Origin of the sequence: Bradyrhizobium sp. MOS001, assembly GCF_004634465.1 — a bacterium.
In the GTDB taxonomy this organism is placed as follows: Bacteria; Pseudomonadota; Alphaproteobacteria; order Rhizobiales; family Xanthobacteraceae; genus Bradyrhizobium; species Bradyrhizobium barranii.
On record NZ_SPVJ01000058.1, the window covers coordinates 21,428 to 40,068 of the forward strand.

Sequence of the window (18,641 nt, forward strand, 5' to 3'; positions counted from 1 at the left end):
ATGGGTATCAACATCAACGCCACTGCACGCTCGCTCCTGCTGTCGGAATTCGTCTCGGCGTTCTTCCTCGCCATGCGCTATTTCTTCCAGCCGAAGCCGACGCTGAACTATCCCTTCGAGAAGGGCCCGATCTCGCCGCGCTTCCGCGGCGAGCATGCGCTGCGCCGCTATCCGAACGGCGAAGAGCGCTGCATCGCCTGCAAGCTGTGCGAAGCCATTTGCCCGGCGCAGGCCATCACCATCGAGGCCGGCCCGCGCCGCAACGACGGCACCCGCCGCACCGTGCGCTACGACATCGACATGGTGAAGTGCATTTATTGCGGCCTCTGCCAGGAGGCCTGTCCGGTCGACGCCATCGTCGAAGGTCCGAACTTCGAATTCGCGACCGAGACCCGCGAGGAACTGTTCTATGACAAGGCCAAGCTGCTCGCCAATGGCGACCGCTGGGAACGCGAGATCGCGAAAGCGATCGAGCTCGACGCGCCGTACCGGTGAGATGAGAGCATGATCCTTCCCGCGCTGTTCTTCTATCTCTTCGCCGGCGTTTGTGTCGCCTCGGCGGTGATGGTGATTGTCTCGCGCAATCCCGTGCACTCCGTGCTGTACCTGATCCTGGCCTTCGTCAACGCCTCCGGCCTGTTCGTGCTGATGGGCGCCGAATTCCTCGCGATGATCCTGATCGTCGTCTATGTCGGCGCCGTCGCGGTGCTGTTCCTGTTCGTGATCATGATGCTCGACGTCGACTTCCTCGAGCTGCGCGAGGGCTTCATCGAGTACCTGCCGGTGGGCCTCGTGATCGGCGGCATCTTCCTGTTCGAACTGCTGCTCACCGTCGGCTTCTGGGTCATCAACCCCGGCGTCTCCAAGACGATCACGGCGGCGATCCCGACCAATGTCAGCAACACCGAGGCGCTCGGGCTCGTGCTCTATACGAAGTACATCCACTACTTCCAGCTCGCGGGCATGGTGCTGCTGGTCGCCATGATCGGCGCCATCGTGCTGACGCTGCGCCACAAGGCGAACGTGAAGCGGCAGGACATCAACGTTCAGAATGCACGCACGCCCGAGATGGCGATGGCGATGCGCAAGGTGGCGTCGGGGCAGGGGCTCCAGGACAGCGACGCGGCGGAGTGGGTGAAATGACGATCGGGCTCGGACATTATCTGGCGGTCGGCGCGATCCTGTTCACGCTCGGGATCCTCGGCATCTTCCTGAACCGCAAGAACATCATCGTCATCCTGATGTCGATCGAGCTGATCCTGCTCTCGGTCAACATCAACCTCGTCGCATTCTCGACCTTCCTCGGCGACATCGTCGGCCAGGTCTTCGCATTGCTGGTGCTGACGGTTGCGGCTGCGGAAGCCGCGATCGGTCTCGCCATCCTGGTGGTCTATTTCCGCAACCGCGGCTCGATCGCGGTTGAGGACGTCAATCTGATGAAGGGCTGAGCTCAGTCATGGTTCAGGCGATTGTCTTTCTGCCTCTGCTGGGCGCCATCCTTGCTGGCCTGATCGCGCTGTTCGGCGCGCATGCCCGCCACCCCTCGGGCGACGCGGTCGAGCATCACGGCGATCATGGCCACGGCGACGCGCATGCGTCGGCGGCCCATGACGACCATGGTCACGACGATCACGCTCCCGATGACCATGGCCATGGCCCGGTCGAGCCGCCGGCCGCGGGCTCGCGGGGCGCCGAGCTGATCACGACCGCGCTGCTGTTCGTCTCGGCGGCGCTGTCCTGGATGACGCTGGTCGATGTCGGCTTCATGCACCACGACATGCGCATTCCGCTGTTGCCCTGGATCATGTCTGGCGACCTCCAGGTCTACTGGACGCTGCGGGTCGACACGCTCGCCGCCGTGATGCTGGTGGTGGTGACGACCGTGTCCTCGCTCGTGCACCTCTATTCCATCGGCTACATGGACGAGGATCCGTATCGGCCGCGCTTCTTCGGCTATCTCTCGCTGTTCACCTTCGCCATGCTGATGCTGGTGACGGCCGACAACCTCGTGCAGCTGTTCTTCGGCTGGGAAGGCGTGGGTCTCGCGAGCTATCTCTTGATCGGCTTCTGGTACCAGAAGCCGTCGGCGAACGCGGCGGCGATCAAGGCCTTCGTGGTCAACCGCGTCGGCGATTTCGGCTTCGCGCTCGGCATTTTCGCGATCTTCATGCTGACGAGCTCGACCGATTTCGAGACCATCTTCCATGCAGCTCCGAGCCTGACCGGCAAGACCATCGACTTCCTCGGCTGGCACGCCGACGCGCTGACCCTGACCTGCCTCCTGCTGTTCATGGGCGCGATGGGCAAGTCGGCGCAGTTCCTGCTGCACACCTGGTTGCCGGACGCGATGGAAGGCCCGACCCCGGTCTCCGCGCTGATCCACGCGGCGACCATGGTCACCGCCGGCGTGTTCATGGTGGCGCGCCTGTCGCCGCTGTTCGAACTCGCCCCGAACGCGCAGGCCGTCGTGATGTTCTTCGGCGCCACCACGGCGTTCTTCGCCGCGACCATCGGCCTCGTCCAGAACGACATCAAGCGCATCGTCGCGTACTCGACCTGTTCGCAGCTCGGCTACATGTTCGTGGCGATGGGAGCAGGGGCCTATTCGGTCGGCATGTTCCACCTGTTCACGCACGCCTTCTTCAAGGCGCTGCTGTTCTTGGGTTCCGGCTCGGTGATCTACGCGATGCACCACGAGCAGGACATCCGCAACATGGGCGGCCTCTGGCGCAAGATCCCCTACACCTATGCGGTGATGGTGATCGGCACGCTGGCGCTCACGGGCTTCCCGCTCACGGCGGGCTATTTCTCCAAGGACGCCATCATCGAGTCCGCCTACGCCTCGCATAATCCGTTCGCGATGTACGGCTTCCTGATGACGGTCGTCGCCGCCGGCCTGACCTCGTTCTACTCCTGGCGCCTGATCTTCAAGACCTTCCACGGCGAGCCCCATGACGAGCATCACTACGAGGCCGCGCATGAGGCTCCGCTCTGGATACTGATCCCGATCGGCGTTCTCGCGGTCGGCTCGATCGTCGCGGGCTTCCCGTTCAAGGAGCTGTTCGCCGGTCACGGCGTCGAGGAGTTCTTCCGCGAGTCCGTGAAGATGAACCCGCACATCATCGAGGAGATGCACCACATCCCCGAGACCATCGCCATCCTGCCGACGGTGATGATGGTGCTGGGCTTCCTGGTGTCGTATCTGTTCTACATCCGCCGGCCGTATCTGCCGGTCGAGCTCGCGAACACGCAGCCGATGCTGTACCAGTTCCTGCTCAACAAATGGTACTTCGACGAGCTCTACGAGGTCATCTTCGTCCGTCCGGCGAAGTGGATCGGCTATCAGCTCTGGAAGAAGGGCGATGGCTTCATCATCGACGGTCTCGGTCCCGACGGTATCTCGGCCCGCGTGCTGGACGTCACCCGCAACGTGGTGAAGATCCAGACCGGCTATCTCTATCACTACGCGTTCGCCATGCTGATCGGCGCCGCCGGCCTGATCACCTGGTTCATGTTCGGCTTTGGAGGCCAGTAAATGACAACCTGGCCAATCCTTTCGGTCACGACGTTCCTGCCGCTGGTTGGCGCGCTGATCGTCTATCTCAGCCGAGGCGATGACGAGGCGGCTCGGCGCAATGCGCGCTGGATCGCGCTGTGGACCACGCTGATCACCTTCGCGGTGTCGGTGATCCTGGTGATGCGCTTCGATCCGTCGAGCGCCGACTTCCAGTTCGTCGAGAAGGCGAACTGGCTCGCCACCGGCATCACCTACCACATGGGCGTCGACGGCATCTCGCTGCCGCTGGTGATCCTGACCACCGCCATCATGCCGTTCTGCATCATCGCGAGCTGGAAGGCGATCACCAACCGCGTCCGCGAATACATGATGGCGTTCCTGATCCTGGAAACGCTGATGATCGGCACCTTCTCGGCGCTCGATCTCGTGCTGTTCTACCTGTTCTTCGAGGGCGGCCTGATCCCGATGTTCCTGATCATCGGCGTCTGGGGCGGTCCGCGCCGGGTCTACGCGTCGTTCAAGTTCTTCCTTTACACGCTGCTCGGCTCGGTGCTGATGCTGCTCGCCATCATGGCGCTGTACTGGAACGGCGGCACCACCGACATCCCGACCCTGATGCACACCGCCGTGCCGCGATCCCTGCAGACCTGGGCGTGGCTCGCCTTCTTCGCGTCGTTCGCGGTGAAGATGCCGATGTGGCCGGTGCACACCTGGCTCCCCGACGCCCACGTCGAGGCGCCGACCGCGGGCTCGGTGGTTCTGGCCGCGATCCTGCTGAAGATGGGCGGCTATGGCTTCCTGCGCTTCTCGCTGCCGATGTTCCCCCTGGCCTCGCACGACTTCGCGCCGCTGATCTTCACGCTCTCCGCGATTGCGATCATCTACACCTCGCTGGTGGCGCTGATGCAGGAGGACATGAAGAAGCTGATCGCGTACTCGTCAGTGGCGCATATGGGCTTCGTCACCATGGGCATCTTCGCCGGCACCATGCAGGGCGTCGCCGGCGGCGTGTTCCAGATGATCTCGCACGGCATCGTCTCCGGCGCGCTGTTCCTCTGCGTCGGCATCGTCTACGACCGCATGCACACCCGCGAGATCGCGGCCTATGGCGGCCTCGTCAACCGGATGCCGCTCTACGCGCTGACCTTCATGATCTTCACCATGGCCAATGTCGGTCTGCCCGGCACCTCCGGCTTCGTCGGCGAGTTCATGACGCTGCTCGGCACCTTCAAGGTCTCGATCCCGACCGCGTTCTTCGCGACCTTCGGCGTGATCCTGTCGGCCTGCTACGCGCTGTGGCTGTACCGCAAGGTCGTGTTCGGGGCGCTGGTCAAGCCGTCGCTGGCGAGCATGAAGGATCTCACTTTCCGCGAGTGCGTGACGCTGTTCCCGCTGATCGCGCTGACGATCCTGTTCGGCGTCTATCCGAAGCCGGTGCTCGACATGTCGGCAGTCTCGGTCCAGCAACTCGTCAATAATTACAACACCGCTGTGACGGCCGTGAAGGCCGCCGCACTGCTCCAGTGATCGGGCAGGTCAGGATATCGCCATGAGCTTTGAGACTGCAGGTTATCAACTGGCGCCGGTGCTGCCCGAGATTGTGCTCGCGGTCGGCGCCATGGCACTCTTGATGCTGGGGGCCTATCGCGGGCAGGAGACCACCAAGACCGTCACGACGCTTTCGGTCCTGCTGCTGGTCGTGGTCGGCGTGCTCGTCTACGCACAGCCTGCGGGCAAGCACGTCACCTTCGGCGGCAGCTTCATCGTCGACGATTTTGCCCGCTTCATGAAGATCCTGGCCCTGATCGGCTCGGCGGTGACGCTGGTGCTGTCGACCGAGTTCCTGTCGGACCCGTCGCGCCGGATCTTCGAATACGCGATCCTGGTGCTGCTCTCGACGCTCGGCATGATGGTGCTGATCTCGGCCGGCGACTTGATCTCGCTCTATCTCGGCCTCGAGCTGATGTCGCTCGCGCTCTATGTCGTGGCGGCCTCGAACCGCGACAACGCCAAGTCGACCGAAGCCGGCCTGAAGTACTTCGTGCTCGGCGCGCTGTCCTCGGGCATGCTGCTCTACGGTTCCTCGCTGGTCTACGGCTTCACCGGCACGGTCAGCTTCACCGGCATCGCGGCGGCCGCGACGGTCTCGAATATCGGCCTGGTGTTCGGCCTGGTCTTCCTGCTCGCCGGCCTCTGCTTCAAGGTCTCGGCCGTGCCGTTCCACATGTGGACGCCTGACGTCTACGAGGGCGCGCCGACGCCGGTCACCGCCTTCTTCGCCTCGGCGCCGAAGGTGGCCGCGCTCGCCGTTTTCACGCGCGTCACGCTGACCGCGTTCCCCGGCATCGTCTCGCAGTGGCAGCAGATCCTGGTGTTCGTGGCGATCGCCTCGATGGCGCTCGGCTCTTTCGCCGCGATCGGCCAGTCCAACATCAAGCGCCTGATGGCTTATTCCTCGATCGGCCACATGGGCTTTGCCCTGGTCGGCCTCGCCTCCGGCACCGTCGAGGGCGCGCAGGGCGTCTTGATGTACATCGTGATCTATGTGGCGATGACGCTCGGCTCGTTCTCGGTCATTCTGGCGATGAAGCGCAACGGCCAGGCCGTCGAGAAGATCAGCGATTTCGCCGGTCTGTCGCGGACCAATCCGCTGCTCGCCTTCATGTTCGCGATGCTGCTGTTTTCGCTCGCCGGAATCCCGCCGCTCGCCGGCTTCTTCGCCAAATGGTACGTCTTCGTCGCCGCCATCAAGGCGAACCTGTTCACGCTCGCCGTCATCGGCGTGTTGACCAGCGTCGTGGGCGCCTACTACTACCTGACCATCGTCAAGACGATGTACTTCGACGAGCCGGCCGGTCAGGTCGATCCGGTGCGCGTCGAGGTGAAGACTGTGCTGGCTGTCTTTGGCCTGTTCAACATCCTCTTCGCGCTGTTCGCGGGCCCGGTGGTGAGCGTCGCCTCCGCCGCGGCAAAGTCGCTGTTTTAGGATGGGGTTCGCGCTCGGTCCTCGCGCACTCTCGGCGGGCTACAAGCTCGCAGCTTTCGAACGGACCGGCTCGACCAACACCGACGCCATCGAGCACGCGCGGGCCGGCGAACGCGGCCCGATGTGGTTCGTCACCTCCGACCAGACCGCCGGTCGTGGCCGGCGCCAGCGCGCCTGGATCGCGCCAAAGGGCAATCTCGCCGCCAGCGTCCTCGAGGTGCTGGATATTGCGCCTGCGGTTGCCGCCACCATCGGGTTTGCGGCGGGGCTTGCGGAAGAGGCGGCGCTGGAGAAGGTCAGCCTCGAGGCCGCGCTCCGGCTTGGTCCTGACAGGCCCAGATACGCCCTGAAATGGCCGAATGACGTCCTCGCGGGCGGCAAGAAGCTGGTCGGCATTGGGCTCGAAGCCGAGGCCATCGGCGATCGTCTCGCCGTCGTGGTCGGCATCGGCACCAACGTCGTGGCGGCGCCGGAGGGTACGCCGACGCCAGCCGTGTCACTGGCCGCGCTCGGCGTCCAGATCAGCGCGGAAGAGCTGTTCTCGGCGCTGTCGGACGCCTGGGTCGAGTTCCTCGGCATCTGGGACAATGGCCGCGGCTTTGCGGAGATCCGCAAACTCTGGCTGGAGCGCGCCTGCGGCCTCGGCGAACGGGTCGCGATCAACACGGGAACGATGACGCTGGAAGGCATTTTCGACACCATCGACGACACCGGCTGCCTGATCGTCCGCACCGTTGACGGCCGACGCCTGCCGGTGGCGGCCGGCGAGGTGTTCTTCGGCTCGGCCGCCTCCGTGGGAGCTGCGTGATGGCGAAGCCTGACGAACTGGTATTTGCGCCGCTCGGCGGCGTCGGCGAGATCGGCATGAATTTGTCGATCTACGGCCTCGGCAACCGCCAGCAGCGCGCCTGGCTGGCGGTCGATCTCGGCGTCTCCTTCGGCGACGAGGAGCATCTGCCGGGCATCGACCTGATCATGCCCGACATCAGCTTCCTGGAGAAGGAACGCAAGAACCTGATGGGTCTCGTGCTGACCCACGCCCATGAGGACCATTTCGGCGCCATCATCGACCTCTGGCCGAAGCTGAAATGCCCGATCTATGCCACGCAGTTCAGCGCGGCGCTGTTCGAGGCCAAATGCGCCGCCGAGCGCAACGCGCCGAAAATCCCGGTGACGGTGGTGCCGTCGGGCGGCCGCGTCGATATCGGGCCGTTCAACGTCGAGTTCATTCCCGTCGCGCATTCGATCCCGGAAGCGCACGCGCTGGCGATCCACACTGACGTCGGCACGGTGCTGCACACCGGCGACTGGAAGATCGACCCGACCCCGACGCTCGGCAGCCCGACCGACGAGAAGCGGCTACGGGAACTGGGCGAGGAGGGCGTGCTCGCCCTGATCGGCGATTCCACCAACGCCGTGCGTGACGGCCGCTCGCCCTCGGAAGCCGAGGTCGCGCGAACCATCATCGATCTGGTCAAGGCCGCCAAGGGCCGCGTCGCGGTGACGACCTTCGCCTCCAACGTCGCGCGCATCAAGGCCGTCGCTGCCGCGGCCAGGGCTGCCGATCGCGAGGTCGTCGTGGTCGGCCGCGCCATGGAGCGCGTGGTGCAGGTCGCGCGCGAGACCGGTTATCTCGACGGCGTGCAGAACTTCCGCTCGCCCGAGGTCTACGGCCATCTTCCGCAGGACAAGGTGCTGGCGCTGTGCACCGGCAGCCAGGGCGAGCCGCGCGCGGCACTGGCGCGCATCGCCAATGACGACCATCCCGAGATCACGCTCAACCGCGGCGACAGCGTGATCTTCTCCTCGCGCACCATCCCGGGCAACGAGAAGGCCGTCGGCTCGATCATCAACAATCTGGTGCTGCAGGGCGTCGAGGTCCTTACCGACCGCGACCATCTGGTCCACGTCTCCGGCCATCCCCGCCGCGACGAATTGCGCGACATGATCGCCTGGACCAAGCCGCAGCTCCTGATCCCCGTCCATGGCGAGGCGCTGCACCTGAACGAGCATGCCAAGCTCGCGCGCGCCGCCGGCGTGCCGCGCGTCCTGGTCGTTCGCAACGGCGACCTGATCAAGCTCGGCCCGGGTGATCCCGGCATCATCGGCGAGGTGCCCTCCGGCCGGATCTACAAGGACGGCACGATCTTGGAGGACTCCAAGTCCCGCGCCGTGGTCGAGCGCCGCCGCATGGCTTTCTCCGGCTGCGCCTTCGTCGCGGTCGCGATGACGGAGCAGGGCGAGCTTGCCGACGATCCCGAGGTCGATCTCGTCGGCATTCCCGAGAAGAACCGGGACGGCGAGCCCTTCGACGACCTCGTCTTCGATGCCGTGGTCTCCACCATCGAGGGCCTGCCGAAGGCCCGCCGCCGCGATGCGGATGCGCTGGCTGAGTCGGTGCGACGCGCTGTCCGGGCCGTCATCAACGAACATTGGGGCAAAAAGCCCCCCTGTCTGGTACACGTCCTGACGGTGTAGTTGAGCATGGTCTTCGGATCATGCGCTGAGGGAGAAGAAACATGCTGGGTCGCCTCAACCACGTCGCGATCGCGACCAAGGACGCCGTCAAGTCCGCGAAGATCTATGGCGCGGCGTTCGGGGCGCAGATCTCGGAGGCGGTCGCGCTGCCCGAGCATGGCGTCACCACCGTGTTCGCGACGCTGCCCAATACCAAGATCGAGTTCATCGAGCCGCTCGGCGAGGCCTCGCCGATCGCGAAGTTCCTCGAGCGCAATGCCGACGGCGGCATCCACCATATCTGCTACGAGGTCGTCGACATCATCGCCTCGCGTGACACGCTGGTGAAGGAGGGCGCGCGGGTGCTCGGCGACGGCGTGCCGAAGATCGGCGCCCACGGCAAGCCGGTGCTGTTCCTGCACCCGAAGGATTTTTCCGGGGCGCTGGTCGAAATCGAGCAGGCGTAGGGCGCCGGATCATGGCCATCCAGATATCGACCGCGCTTGCGATCTACTTCGTCATCTGGTGGATCGCGCTGTTTCTGACGCTGCCGTTCGGCGTGCGCAGCCAGCACGAGGACGGCGTCGGCGCGCCCGGCACCGACCCCGGCGCACCGGTCCTGACGCGGATGAGAGGCAAGCTGATCTGGACCACGATCATCTCGGCGATCATCTACGGGATCGGCATCGCGGCCTATCATGCCGGCTATCTTTCGATCGAGCGCTTGTCCAAATTGATGGGAATGCCGTTCTAGACGTTTTTGCCGGCAATATTGTTTTGGGGGAAACGAATGACTTTTCAGCGGATCGTCATCGCGCTTCTGGTGTTGATCGTCGCCGGCCTTGGCGCCATCGGCTATTTCGAGTGGAAGATGGCCGTGCAGGTCCGAACGCTGAAGGCGTTCGTCGAGGGCTCTGTCTTCAACGAAGCCGTGATGGCCTGCGAGCAGGCCAAGAGCTCGACGCCGTTTCGATGGAACGGGGGCAAGAGCACCTCGGTGATCGGCCTGAACTCGGTCAAGCTGGACAAATACACCGTCAGCGCCAGCTACACGCTGGTGGCGGACAGCGTCTATTGTGATTACGATCCCATCAAAAGAAAGGCCGAGATCGGCTCGAGCTTCCTTGAGCGGGAGTAACGATCCGGCCATGCCAAGAGCATGATCCGGAAACGTGCGAAGCGGTTTTCCGATAAGATCATGCTCAAATACCATGGGGTGGGATCGTCATGGCCGAAGTGGGGGACTACCGGATTCTGCATGAGGCGGCCTTGCGGGACCATCTCGCGGGCATATCCGACCTGAAGGCACTCATCGGCGGCGAGCCAGCCGCCTGGGTCATCACCGAGGTCGGCGACGGCAATCTCAATCTCGTCTTCATCGTCAAGGGCGCGCGCGGCGGCGTCGCGGTGAAGCAGGCGCTGCCCTACGTCCGCCTCGTCGGCGAGAGCTGGCCGCTGCCGCTGTCGCGGGCCCATTACGAATATCTCGCCTTGTCGAAGCAGGCCCAGCTCGCGCCCGGTCTCGTGCCGGCGCTGCTGCACCACAACGAGACGCTGGCGCTGACGGTAATGGAGCTGCTTGAGCCCCACACCATCATGCGCAAGGGGATGGTCGCCGCAACGCAATATCCCGGTTTCGTGGACGACATCACCACCTTCATGGCGCGCACCCTGTTCTTCACCTCCGACCTCGCGCTGTCGGCGGCCGAGAAGAAGCAGGGCATCGCCGCCTTTGCCGGCAACCACGCGCTCTGCAAGATCACCGAGGACCTGATCTTCACCGATCCCTACCGCATTGCCGAGCAGAACCGGTGGACTGCGCCTTATCTCGACCGCCTGGCCGCAGGGCTGCGCGATGACATGGAGCTGCATGTCGCGATCTCCCGGCTGAAGCTGAAGTTCATGGCAAGTCCCGAGGCGCTGCTCCACGGCGATCTCCACACCGGCTCGATCATGGTGACGGAGAGCCAAACGCGGGTGATCGACCCCGAATTCGCGTTCTACGGCCCGATGGGATTCGACGTCGGCGCCGTGCTTGCGAACCTCCTGATGGCCTATTTCGCCTCCGCCGGCCACGAGCGCACGCCGGGTGAGCGGCAGGCGTTCGAAAGCTGGGTACTGGAGACGGTCGAGCAGGTCTGGAACGAGTTCGCCCGCAAGTTCCTCGATCTCTGGCGCGCTGGCGCCACCGGCGATGCCTATCCGGCATCGCTCTTTGCCGGCGAGAAGGGCGCTGCATGCCTGGAAGCCGAGCGGCAGGCTTACATGCAGCGGCTATTCACTGACACCGTCGGCTTCGCTGCCGCCAAAACCCTCCGCCGTATCTTCGGCCTGGCCCACAACATCGACTTCGAGCTGATCGAGGACCCGCGGAGGCGGGCGATCAGCGAGGCGCGCGCGGTGCGGCTGGCGAGGGCGATGATGGTGGAGGCGGGGGCATTTCCGAACATCTCGGACGTCACCGGCGCAGCGCGAAAACTGCGCGATTGGCAGCCGGAGTTTGCGAACGGCTAGAGGCCGATGCGCTTCAATAAAGCCGCATCGGCAGCAGGACGCCGTCCGTGCCGGCCAGCAGGCCCCAGGTCTCGTTGGCCGCGACCTCGAACTCCCGGATCTGGACCGTGCCGCCCTCGACCTTGAGGGTGACCTTGTACTTGCCGGGCGGCAGATCGATCTTTTGGCTGTCCGGTATTTCGGCTGCGGCGGAGTCGGAGTGCGCCAGTTTCTCGCCGGCGTGCGCCGCCAGCTTGACGGTTTGGTCGGCGACGGTGATGACCGCCGCCTCGTCCGACTTGTTGCCGAGCATCAGCTTTGCCTGCCTCGGCCTCGGCAGGAGGCCGGCATCCGCGATACCCGGCTTGCGCAGCGAAAGTTCGGCGATTGTCCTGTCGTCCTGACGGGAAAGCCGGAGCAGGACCGGACCACGGGCCGTCGTGAAGGTGATCACGGCCCGGTCCGGTTCGACCACCGTCTCGATCCAGCCACGCTTGCCGAGCTCGGCGCGATAGAAGCCGAGCACAGCCGCGAGATCGCGCGGGGTCTCGGCGTAGACCGACGTGATGAACGGCGAATTCTTCGCCGTAGCGATGCTCCAGCTCTCGGGCAGTGGCAGGCCGGTGCCCTGGGAAACCCTGGCTTCGAAGCCCGCACCTGCGCCCCGTGCGACCGCTCTGACGGGGATGCTCAGCAGTCGTTCGACGAAATTATCCGGAGTGTCATGGCCCCGGACCGCCCATCACGTTTCGTCAAGATAGTCGTTCACGCCGGTGGTGCGACTCCAGCTGAACCGGATGCTGTCCGCCTCGCTGTACCTGCCGAGGCTGGCCGCGACCGGGCTTGCCAGCACGGCCGTGGCGGCGAGCAGTCCGCCCGCGAGCAAGATACCTAGCGTTCGGCGATTCATTTTTTCCGCGATCCCTGGGGCTCAGATAACGATCCTGAGCTTGGTCGCGTTGATCACGAAAAATGTTCACTGCTCTTGGTCGCTCATGATGCACCGCAATCGGCGGCTTGCACCGCTTGGGACGCAACCTGGCCTCCGAGGGTCTCGCGAGCGCCGCGTTCCGGAACCCGTCGCCATCAAAACGAAGCTTGCGTTCGACGGGCTACGAATGATCAAATCCCTAATCGGAATACCTGCGTTGTTGGGGGACACATGATGTTCAGGATGATCGCGATCGTCGCTGGTTTGGGGCTGGCGCTCGCCACCTCGGCGGAGGCCCAGGCGCCGCGCAAGGGCGGAACCATCCGCATGACGGCGCCCTACGGTTCGAGTTTCACGAGCCTCGATATTCACACCACGCAGCGCGCCCAGGACGAGATCTACGCCAAGGCGCTGCACCGGTCGCTCTACATCTGGAATTCCGCGGAGGGCAAGCCGGTTCTGGAGCTCGCCAAGGAGGACGTGGTCTCGGGCGGCGGTCTCGTTCACACCTTCAAGCTGCGCGACGACGCCTATTTCCACAACGGCCGCAAGATGACCGCCGACGACGTCATCTGGTCCTACAACCGCATCATGGACGGCACCAAGGCCTATCCCGGCGCGCGTTTTGTTCGTGTGATCGAGGGCGCGGCCGCGGTCGAGAAGGGCCAGGCCAAGGAGATCTCCGGCCTGAAGAAGATCGACGACTTCACCCTCGAGATGAAGCTGACCGAGAAAGTCGATCCGGGCTTCTATTTCTTCACCGCGCTGACCTCGATCTATCCCGCCGACGAGGCCGCCAAGGAGAGCTTTATCCAGAAGCCGATCGGTCTCGGGCCCTTCAAATTCGTCGAGCACGTGCCGGGATCGCGCATCGTTCTGGAGCGGTGGGACCGGTTCTACAAGCCCGGCAAGCCCTACGCCGACAAGGTCATCGTGTCGATCATGGGTGAGGCCGCGGCGCGCGATGTCGCCTTCCGCAACAAGGAGATCGACACCTCGGTGCTCGGGCCCGCCCAGTATGTCGCCTATCAGTCGGACGCCGACCTCAAGGGCACCATCGTCGAAGTCGCCGAGGTCTTCACGCGCTATATGGGCATGAATCCCTCGTTCAAGCCGTTCACCGACAAGCGCGTCCGGCAGGCGATCAACTACGCGATCGATACCGACCTGATCATCAGCAAGCTGGTCAAGGGCAAAGCCTATCGCGCCACCAGCTGGCTGCCGTTGACATCTCCAGCCTACGACAAGGCGATGAAGCCTTACCCCTACGATCCCGCCAAGGCCAAGCAGCTGCTCGCGGAGGCCGGCTATCCGCAGGGCTTCGAGTTCGAATGGACCACCAGCCAGAATGAAAGCTGGGGCCTGCCGATCGTCTCGGCCGTGATCCCGATGCTGGACAAGGTCGGCATCAAGGCGAAGGTCAAGCAGGTCGAAACCGCGGTGCTGGCCGAGGTGGTGCGCAGCGGCGACTACCAGGCCTTCATCTATTCCCAGGCGACCGGCCCGGATCCCCTTGCCGCGCTCAAATGCTTCCACTCCTCGACGCCGCAGCCGGCCTGCAACTACATGAACTACAAGAATGCCGACTTCGACAAGCTGATCGATGCGGCAGGGCAGGCCGACGATCCCGCAAAGCGCACCGAGCTGCTGCAAAAGGCCAATGCGCTGCTCTATGAGGAAGCGCCGGTCTGGTTCTTCAACTACAACAAGGCGGTCATGGCGGTGCAGCCGTGGCTCAAGGGCGTTCAGCTCAATGCGACGGAGCTGACCCATCAGAACGTCGAAGACCTCTGGGTCGGCGAGACCTCGCCCGCGAAGTGACACGCGCTCTCGCGCTCCCTCCATCGCGACGAGCGGTGGGGGGAGAGAGGAAAAGCCTGGATGCTCTCGTTCCTGCTCCGCCGTCTTCTGCAAACCATTCCGACCGTGCTCGCTGTCGTGCTGCTGGTCTTCGTGCTGTTCAGCGTCGTTCCCGGCAGCATTGTCTCGAGCATGAGCGACGACAGCGATCCCCAGGTCGAGCTGCGCATGAAGAAGCAGCTCGGCCTCGACGATCCCCTCTATTGGCGTTTCGGCGCCTACATCGCCAAGCTCGCGACCGGTGACTTCGGCACCTCGTTCCGGACCCGCGAGCCTGTCACGACCATGATCGCCAAACGGGCCTGGCCGACGCTGCAGCTCATCTTCACGGCCATGACGTTTGCGATTTTGATCGGTGTTCCCCTTGGTTTCATCGCAGCGCTAAAACCCGGGGGCATCGTCGATACGCTTGCCATGGTGCTGGCGGTGTCGGGCCTTTCCATTGCCAAATTCTGGCTCGGATTGGTGCTGATGTATCTGTTTGCGTTGAAGCTCGGCTGGCTGCCGAGCTTCGGCTATGGCGATGGAGGGCTGAAATATCTGCTTCTGCCGGCCGTGACGCTTGGCGTCTCGCCGATGGCGCTATTTGCCCGCACGACGCGCGCTGCGGTCCTCGAGATCATGACCGCTGATTTCGTCCGCACCGCGCGCTCGAAGGGCATGAGCGAGACGCGTGTCGTGAAGTGGCATGTGATGCGCAATGCGCTCGTCATCATTCTCACCACCGTCGGCCTTCAGTTCGGCGGGTTGATGGGGCAGGCGGTCGTGGTCGAGAAACTGTTCTCCTGGCCGGGCATCGGTTCGCTGCTGGTCGACAGCGTGCTCCAGCGTGACATTCCCGCCGTCCAAGGCTCCATTCTCGTGGTGGTGCTGGCCTTTCTCGCGATCAATCTGCTGATCGACGTGCTCTACGGCGTGATCGATCCCAGGATCAGATACGCATGAAGCTCCGCGCCAATCTCATCATCGGCGGCGCGCTGTTCGCGCTTGCGATCCTGGTCGGCCTGCTCGCGCCCTGGCTGGCGCACACCGATCCCGTCCTCGACGCTAACCTCATGAACGCGGAGGAGCCTCCGAGCTGGACCTGGTGGTTCGGCACCGACGACCAGGGCCGCGACATCTATTCCCGCGTCGTCTACGGCGCCCGCGTCTCGCTGACCGTTGGCATCGTCTCGCAGCTCATCAACAGCGTCATCGGCGTCGCGCTCGGCTTGAGCGCGGGCTATTGGGGCGGCTGGTGGGACGATTTCGTCAACGGCCTGACCAATCTGATGCTCGCGATCCCCTCGCTGATCTTCGCGCTCGCCATCATGGCGGTGCTTGGCCCCGGCCTCACGAGCCTGCTGATCGCGCTCGGCCTGACCAACTGGTCCTTCACGTGCCGGATCGCCCGCGCGTCGGCGCTGTCGCTCCGGAGCCAGGGCTATGTCCAGGCGGCAACCGTGCTCGGCTACGGCGATCTGCGGATCATGATCACGCAGCTGCTGCCGAACATGCTCGGCCCCATCGTCGTCATCGGCACGCTGGGCATGGGCAGCGCGGTCCTGTCGGAAGCCGCATTGTCGTTCCTCGGCCTCGGCGTCCGCCCGCCCTTTCCGAGCTGGGGCAGCATGTTGTCGGACGCCCGCGACCAGATCACGACGGCGCCGTGGCTCTCGGTGTTTCCGGGCCTTGCCATCTTCCTGACGGTGCTCGGCCTGAACCTGCTCGGCGACGGCCTGCGTGACATTCTCGATCCCCAGTCGCGGAGCCGGCGGACATGACCGGCGCGCCGCTGATTGAAGTCGAGGATTTGCGCATCGATCTCGACGACGGAGCAAGGCGCGTTGCGGCGGCCGAGGGCATTTCATTCCGGATCGATCGCGGCGAGACATTCGGGCTGGTCGGCGAATCCGGCTGCGGCAAGAGCATCACGGCGCTCGCCTTGATCGGCCTGTTGCGGCAGCCGTTGTCCATCGGCGGCGGCGTCATCCGGTTTGAGGGACGGGAGATCCAGCACCTTTCCGCGGCCAGGCAGCGTGAGCTGCGCGGCAATCGCATCGCCATGATCTTCCAGGAGCCGATGACGGCGCTGAACCCGGTCTCGCCGGTGGGGCGGCAGATCGCCGAGATGTTCGTGCTGCACAAGGGCAAGAGCTGGCGGGAAGCCAACCAGCTCGCGGTCGAGGCGCTGGCGAGCGTCCGCGTCCCCGCACCGGAGCGGCGCGTCAACGATTACCCGCACCAGCTGTCCGGCGGCATGCGTCAGCGCGTCATGATCGCCATCGCCCTCGCATGCGGTCCGGACCTCCTGATCGCCGACGAACCGACCACCGCGCTCGACGTGACCGTGCAGGCCGAAATCATCGAGCTGATGCGCAATCTGTGCGCCGAGAGGGGGACGGCGATCCTGATGATCAGCCACGATCTCGGCCTCGTGGCCAATGTCTGCCGCCGTGTCGCCGTCATGTATGCCGGCCGCATCGTCGAGGAGCGCGGCTCCGCCGATATTTTCCGGGCGCCTTCGCATCCCTATACGCAGGGCTTGGTCGCCTCGCTGCCGCGGCTGGGCAGTCGGGCCGCGCTTGGCCGCACCAGGCTCAAGGAGATCGCGGGCGTGGTTCCAGCCATCACGAATTTCCCGGATGGCTGCCGGTTCAATCCGCGCTGTACGCAGGCCACCGAGATCTGCCGCACGGTTGCGCCGCAGACGGATTTGCTGGAGGCCGGCGGTTTCGTCCGGTGTTACCACCATGCATGAGCCGCAAGCCATGCAGGGGGAAGCGAGGCCGGACGACGACCTCATTCTCAGCATCGAGGATCTCGCGGTTCATTTTCCGATGGGGGGCGGCTGGCTCGGCCGCGGCCGGCGGGTGCTCCGTGCCGTCGACGGAGTCGATCTCAGGCTGAGACGAGGCGAATGCCTCGGCCTTGTCGGCGAGTCCGGCTCGGGCAAGTCGACGGTCGCATTGTCGATCCTGGGTCTGTTGACGCCGACGCGCGGTCGCATCGTGCTGGACGGGCAGGTGGTGACGAACAGGCAATCCGGCGACCGAAAGTCGCTTGCCCGCACCGTGCAGATCGTCTTTCAGGATCCCTACGCCTCGCTCAACCCACGCCAGACCGTCCGCCGCACGCTGGAAGATCCCCTGCGTGTGCATGGTGTGACCGCAAAAAGCGAGATCGAGGACCGCGTTGCGACGATGCTGCGGCATGTCGGCCTGCGGCCGGAACAGGCCGACCGCTATCCGCATGAATTCTCCGGCGGCCAGCGCCAGCGCATCGGGATTGCGCGCGCCCTGATCCTCAATCCCAGGATCGTCATCTGCGACGAGCCGGTATCGGCGCTCGACGTCTCGATCCGCGCCCAGATCATCAACCTGCTGCTGGAATTGAAGGACACGCTCGGTCTTTCCTACATCATGATCAGCCACGACCTCGGCGTCGTCGAGCACATGAGCGACCGCGTCGCCGTCATGTATCTCGGCCGGATCGTCGAGAATGGCCACTGGCGCGAAATCTTCGAACGGCCGGCGCACCCCTACACGCAGGCCCTGATCGCCGCCATCCCCGATCCGCTGCGTCATGCGCCGCTAGCAACGACGGGGGGCGACCTTCCCAATCCGCTCAATCCGCCGAACGGATGCGCCTTCAGCCCGCGTTGCCGGTACGCGGAGGCCGTGTGTCGCCACGAGCCCGGTCCGGTGCTGGAAACGCGCGCCGATGGACATGAGGTGAGGTGCTGGCGGGCTGACGAGATTGCGGGGCAGACGCAATTGGCTTCGACCGAGGGCGGGCATCCCTAGGGATGGAAGGCGCGTCCGTCGCGGTCAAAAGCGTCGCTCCAGCGGCCCGCTAGCCACGTCCGGTTTGTCCTGACAGGCGGACGATTTTTGGGATCCGCCCATGGGCAATCGCCTGGGGTTGATCCTTGGCGCGGTCCAATCGCGTACCGCCCTATTTTCATGTGTGCTACATGGTTGGGTAGCAAAATGTAGCAGGAAAGGCAGATCATGACTGACGATCAGGTCAATCTCGTCGTTCGGCACCTTTGCGAGCAATTGCACTTGGCGCTCCGGTTGAAGGGCAGCGAAGCACATCCACCAAACGCCAAGGATATTGGATTCGATCCGGCCTCTGTGAGAACCGTATTGCTGACCGGCTTGCGTTCGGCGGGTGTCACGACCCACCACGAGGCGGTCGGGAAGAGCGAAGAGCCGCCGTGGTCCTAAACACAAAACGCGGGACAGAGGCCCCGCGCCGATGTCTCAGCTGGGTCAGCAGCAGACAAATCCACGACAGCGTCCATAGGTCCGTTAAGGGCCGATTTTGTTGCAAAAGTCAGTTGAGACGAGCCGGCAAGCGTGATTCCGTTGTGATGACGCGAATCGCGACGAGGTCGATCCATGATGGGCCGT

20 protein-coding genes are annotated in these 18,641 nt (G+C 64.3%); 18 read left to right on the forward strand and 2 right to left on the reverse strand.

The window, feature by feature from the left end; all coding sequences use genetic code 11:
• Positions 1-6 precede the first annotated feature (6 nt).
• The 12 genes from nuoI (at position 7) to mtnK (ending at position 11,474) form a co-directional block, all read left to right on the forward strand.
• Positions 7-495, forward strand: coding sequence for an NADH-quinone oxidoreductase subunit NuoI (gene nuoI, locus CT676_RS38400; protein ID WP_027529879.1), 489 nt, complete (start codon positions 7-9; stop codon positions 493-495).
• 9 nt (positions 496-504) lie between these two features.
• Complete coding sequence (locus tag CT676_RS38405; RefSeq protein WP_028149057.1) at positions 505-1,143, forward strand: NADH-quinone oxidoreductase subunit J; 639 nt, start codon at positions 505-507, stop codon at positions 1,141-1,143.
• Complete coding sequence (nuoK, locus tag CT676_RS38410; RefSeq protein WP_008547737.1) at positions 1,140-1,448, forward strand: NADH-quinone oxidoreductase subunit NuoK; 309 nt, start codon at positions 1,140-1,142, stop codon at positions 1,446-1,448. Before CT676_RS38405 ends, nuoK begins: the two co-directional genes overlap by 4 nt.
• 8 nt (positions 1,449-1,456) lie before the next feature.
• The gene (nuoL, locus tag CT676_RS38415) at positions 1,457-3,535 is read left to right on the forward strand and encodes an NADH-quinone oxidoreductase subunit L (RefSeq protein WP_135216786.1); all 2,079 of its coding nucleotides are present in this window, start codon (positions 1,457-1,459) and stop codon (positions 3,533-3,535) included.
• Positions 3,536-5,044 carry an NADH-quinone oxidoreductase subunit M gene (locus tag CT676_RS38420; RefSeq protein ID WP_135216787.1) on the forward strand — a complete coding sequence of 503 codons (1,509 nt, stop codon included), beginning with the start codon at positions 3,536-3,538 and terminating at the stop codon, positions 5,042-5,044. It begins immediately after the preceding gene.
• 22 nt (positions 5,045-5,066) lie between these two features.
• Positions 5,067-6,503, forward strand: a complete 1,437-nt coding sequence (gene nuoN / locus CT676_RS38425; RefSeq protein ID WP_063982984.1) for an NADH-quinone oxidoreductase subunit NuoN — start codon at positions 5,067-5,069, stop codon at positions 6,501-6,503.
• Position 6,504: 1 nt separating this feature from the next.
• Positions 6,505-7,311, forward strand: coding sequence for a biotin--[acetyl-CoA-carboxylase] ligase (locus CT676_RS38430; RefSeq protein ID WP_135216788.1), 807 nt, complete (start codon positions 6,505-6,507; stop codon positions 7,309-7,311).
• Positions 7,311-8,981: a ribonuclease J gene (locus tag CT676_RS38435; RefSeq protein ID WP_135216789.1), complete on the forward strand. Its 1,671-nt coding sequence runs from the start codon at positions 7,311-7,313 to the stop codon at positions 8,979-8,981. The genes CT676_RS38430 and CT676_RS38435 overlap by 1 nt, the downstream gene beginning before the upstream one ends.
• Positions 8,982-9,022: 41 nt before the next feature.
• The gene (gene mce / locus CT676_RS38440; RefSeq protein ID WP_028149063.1) at positions 9,023-9,427 is read left to right on the forward strand and encodes a methylmalonyl-CoA epimerase; all 405 of its coding nucleotides are present in this window, start codon (positions 9,023-9,025) and stop codon (positions 9,425-9,427) included.
• Positions 9,428-9,438: 11 nt separating this feature from the next.
• A complete protein-coding gene (locus CT676_RS38445; protein ID WP_038943027.1) occupies positions 9,439-9,714 on the forward strand; it encodes a DUF1467 family protein in 276 nt (91 codons plus the stop codon).
• Between the two features lie 36 nt (positions 9,715-9,750).
• Positions 9,751-10,098 (forward strand): hypothetical protein, encoded by a 348-nt coding sequence (locus tag CT676_RS38450; protein ID WP_135216790.1) that lies wholly within the window; start codon positions 9,751-9,753, stop codon positions 10,096-10,098.
• An 89-nt stretch (positions 10,099-10,187) separates the two neighbouring features.
• Positions 10,188-11,474: an S-methyl-5-thioribose kinase gene (mtnK, locus tag CT676_RS38455; RefSeq protein ID WP_135216791.1), complete on the forward strand. Its 1,287-nt coding sequence runs from the start codon at positions 10,188-10,190 to the stop codon at positions 11,472-11,474.
• Between the two features lie 13 nt (positions 11,475-11,487).
• Here mtnK and CT676_RS45660 read toward each other — a convergent pair whose 3' ends face one another.
• Both CT676_RS45660 and CT676_RS45665 read right to left on the reverse strand, forming a co-directional pair.
• Positions 11,488-11,979, reverse strand: a complete 492-nt coding sequence (locus CT676_RS45660) for a hypothetical protein (protein WP_244623427.1) — start codon at positions 11,977-11,979, stop codon at positions 11,488-11,490.
• Between the two features lie 216 nt (positions 11,980-12,195).
• Positions 12,196-12,363, reverse strand: coding sequence for a hypothetical protein (locus CT676_RS45665; RefSeq protein ID WP_244623428.1), 168 nt, complete (start codon positions 12,361-12,363; stop codon positions 12,196-12,198).
• 252 nt (positions 12,364-12,615) lie between these two features.
• On the opposite strand from CT676_RS45665, the gene CT676_RS38465 reads away from it, so the two are divergent.
• The 6 genes from CT676_RS38465 to CT676_RS38490 all read left to right on the forward strand — a co-directional run bounded on the left by CT676_RS38465 (position 12,616) and on the right by CT676_RS38490 (position 18,455).
• On the forward strand, positions 12,616-14,205 hold the full coding sequence (locus CT676_RS38465; RefSeq protein ID WP_135216792.1) for an ABC transporter substrate-binding protein: 1,590 nt from the start codon (positions 12,616-12,618) through the stop codon (positions 14,203-14,205).
• Positions 14,206-14,265: 60 nt separating this feature from the next.
• On the forward strand, positions 14,266-15,189 hold the full coding sequence (locus tag CT676_RS38470) for an ABC transporter permease (RefSeq protein ID WP_063982990.1): 924 nt from the start codon (positions 14,266-14,268) through the stop codon (positions 15,187-15,189).
• Complete coding sequence (locus CT676_RS38475) at positions 15,186-16,007, forward strand: ABC transporter permease (RefSeq protein ID WP_135216793.1); 822 nt, start codon at positions 15,186-15,188, stop codon at positions 16,005-16,007. The genes CT676_RS38470 and CT676_RS38475 overlap by 4 nt, the downstream gene beginning before the upstream one ends.
• Entirely contained in the window at positions 16,004-16,984 is a 981-nt protein-coding gene (locus CT676_RS38480) for an ABC transporter ATP-binding protein (protein ID WP_135216794.1), read from the forward strand. Before CT676_RS38475 ends, CT676_RS38480 begins: the two co-directional genes overlap by 4 nt.
• Positions 16,977-18,029: an oligopeptide/dipeptide ABC transporter ATP-binding protein gene (locus tag CT676_RS38485; RefSeq protein ID WP_135216795.1), complete on the forward strand. Its 1,053-nt coding sequence runs from the start codon at positions 16,977-16,979 to the stop codon at positions 18,027-18,029. The genes CT676_RS38480 and CT676_RS38485 overlap by 8 nt, the downstream gene beginning before the upstream one ends.
• Before the next feature lie 207 nt (positions 18,030-18,236).
• A complete protein-coding gene (locus CT676_RS38490; RefSeq protein WP_028149073.1) occupies positions 18,237-18,455 on the forward strand; it encodes a hypothetical protein in 219 nt (72 codons plus the stop codon).
• Positions 18,456-18,641 lie beyond the last annotated feature (186 nt).

What these genes read in the sequence shown, in the direction of transcription:
- nuoL (WP_135216786.1), top strand. Translation starts at nt 1,457, where the DNA reads ATGGTTCAGGCGATTGTCTTTCTGCCTCTGCTGGGCGCCATCCTTGCT.
- CT676_RS38450 (WP_135216790.1), top strand. Translation starts at nt 9,751, where the DNA reads ATGACTTTTCAGCGGATCGTCATCGCGCTTCTGGTGTTGATCGTCGCC.
- CT676_RS38465 (WP_135216792.1), top strand. Translation starts at nt 12,616, where the DNA reads ATGATGTTCAGGATGATCGCGATCGTCGCTGGTTTGGGGCTGGCGCTC.
- CT676_RS38490 (WP_028149073.1), top strand. Translation starts at nt 18,237, where the DNA reads ATGACTGACGATCAGGTCAATCTCGTCGTTCGGCACCTTTGCGAGCAA.
- CT676_RS38405 (WP_028149057.1), top strand. Translation starts at nt 505, where the DNA reads ATGATCCTTCCCGCGCTGTTCTTCTATCTCTTCGCCGGCGTTTGTGTC.
- CT676_RS38485 (WP_135216795.1), top strand. Translation starts at nt 16,977, where the DNA reads ATGCATGAGCCGCAAGCCATGCAGGGGGAAGCGAGGCCGGACGACGAC.
- CT676_RS38470 (WP_063982990.1), top strand. Translation starts at nt 14,266, where the DNA reads ATGCTCTCGTTCCTGCTCCGCCGTCTTCTGCAAACCATTCCGACCGTG.
- nuoN (WP_063982984.1), top strand. Translation starts at nt 5,067, where the DNA reads ATGAGCTTTGAGACTGCAGGTTATCAACTGGCGCCGGTGCTGCCCGAG.
- CT676_RS38435 (WP_135216789.1), top strand. Translation starts at nt 7,311, where the DNA reads ATGGCGAAGCCTGACGAACTGGTATTTGCGCCGCTCGGCGGCGTCGGC.
- CT676_RS38475 (WP_135216793.1), top strand. Translation starts at nt 15,186, where the DNA reads ATGAAGCTCCGCGCCAATCTCATCATCGGCGGCGCGCTGTTCGCGCTT.
- CT676_RS38430 (WP_135216788.1), top strand. Translation starts at nt 6,505, where the DNA reads ATGGGGTTCGCGCTCGGTCCTCGCGCACTCTCGGCGGGCTACAAGCTC.
- CT676_RS45665 (WP_244623428.1), bottom strand. Translation starts at nt 12,363, where the DNA reads ATGAATCGCCGAACGCTAGGTATCTTGCTCGCGGGCGGACTGCTCGCC.
- nuoK (WP_008547737.1), top strand. Translation starts at nt 1,140, where the DNA reads ATGACGATCGGGCTCGGACATTATCTGGCGGTCGGCGCGATCCTGTTC.
- CT676_RS38480 (WP_135216794.1), top strand. Translation starts at nt 16,004, where the DNA reads ATGACCGGCGCGCCGCTGATTGAAGTCGAGGATTTGCGCATCGATCTC.
- mce (WP_028149063.1), top strand. Translation starts at nt 9,023, where the DNA reads ATGCTGGGTCGCCTCAACCACGTCGCGATCGCGACCAAGGACGCCGTC.
- CT676_RS38445 (WP_038943027.1), top strand. Translation starts at nt 9,439, where the DNA reads ATGGCCATCCAGATATCGACCGCGCTTGCGATCTACTTCGTCATCTGG.
- mtnK (WP_135216791.1), top strand. Translation starts at nt 10,188, where the DNA reads ATGGCCGAAGTGGGGGACTACCGGATTCTGCATGAGGCGGCCTTGCGG.
- CT676_RS38420 (WP_135216787.1), top strand. Translation starts at nt 3,536, where the DNA reads ATGACAACCTGGCCAATCCTTTCGGTCACGACGTTCCTGCCGCTGGTT.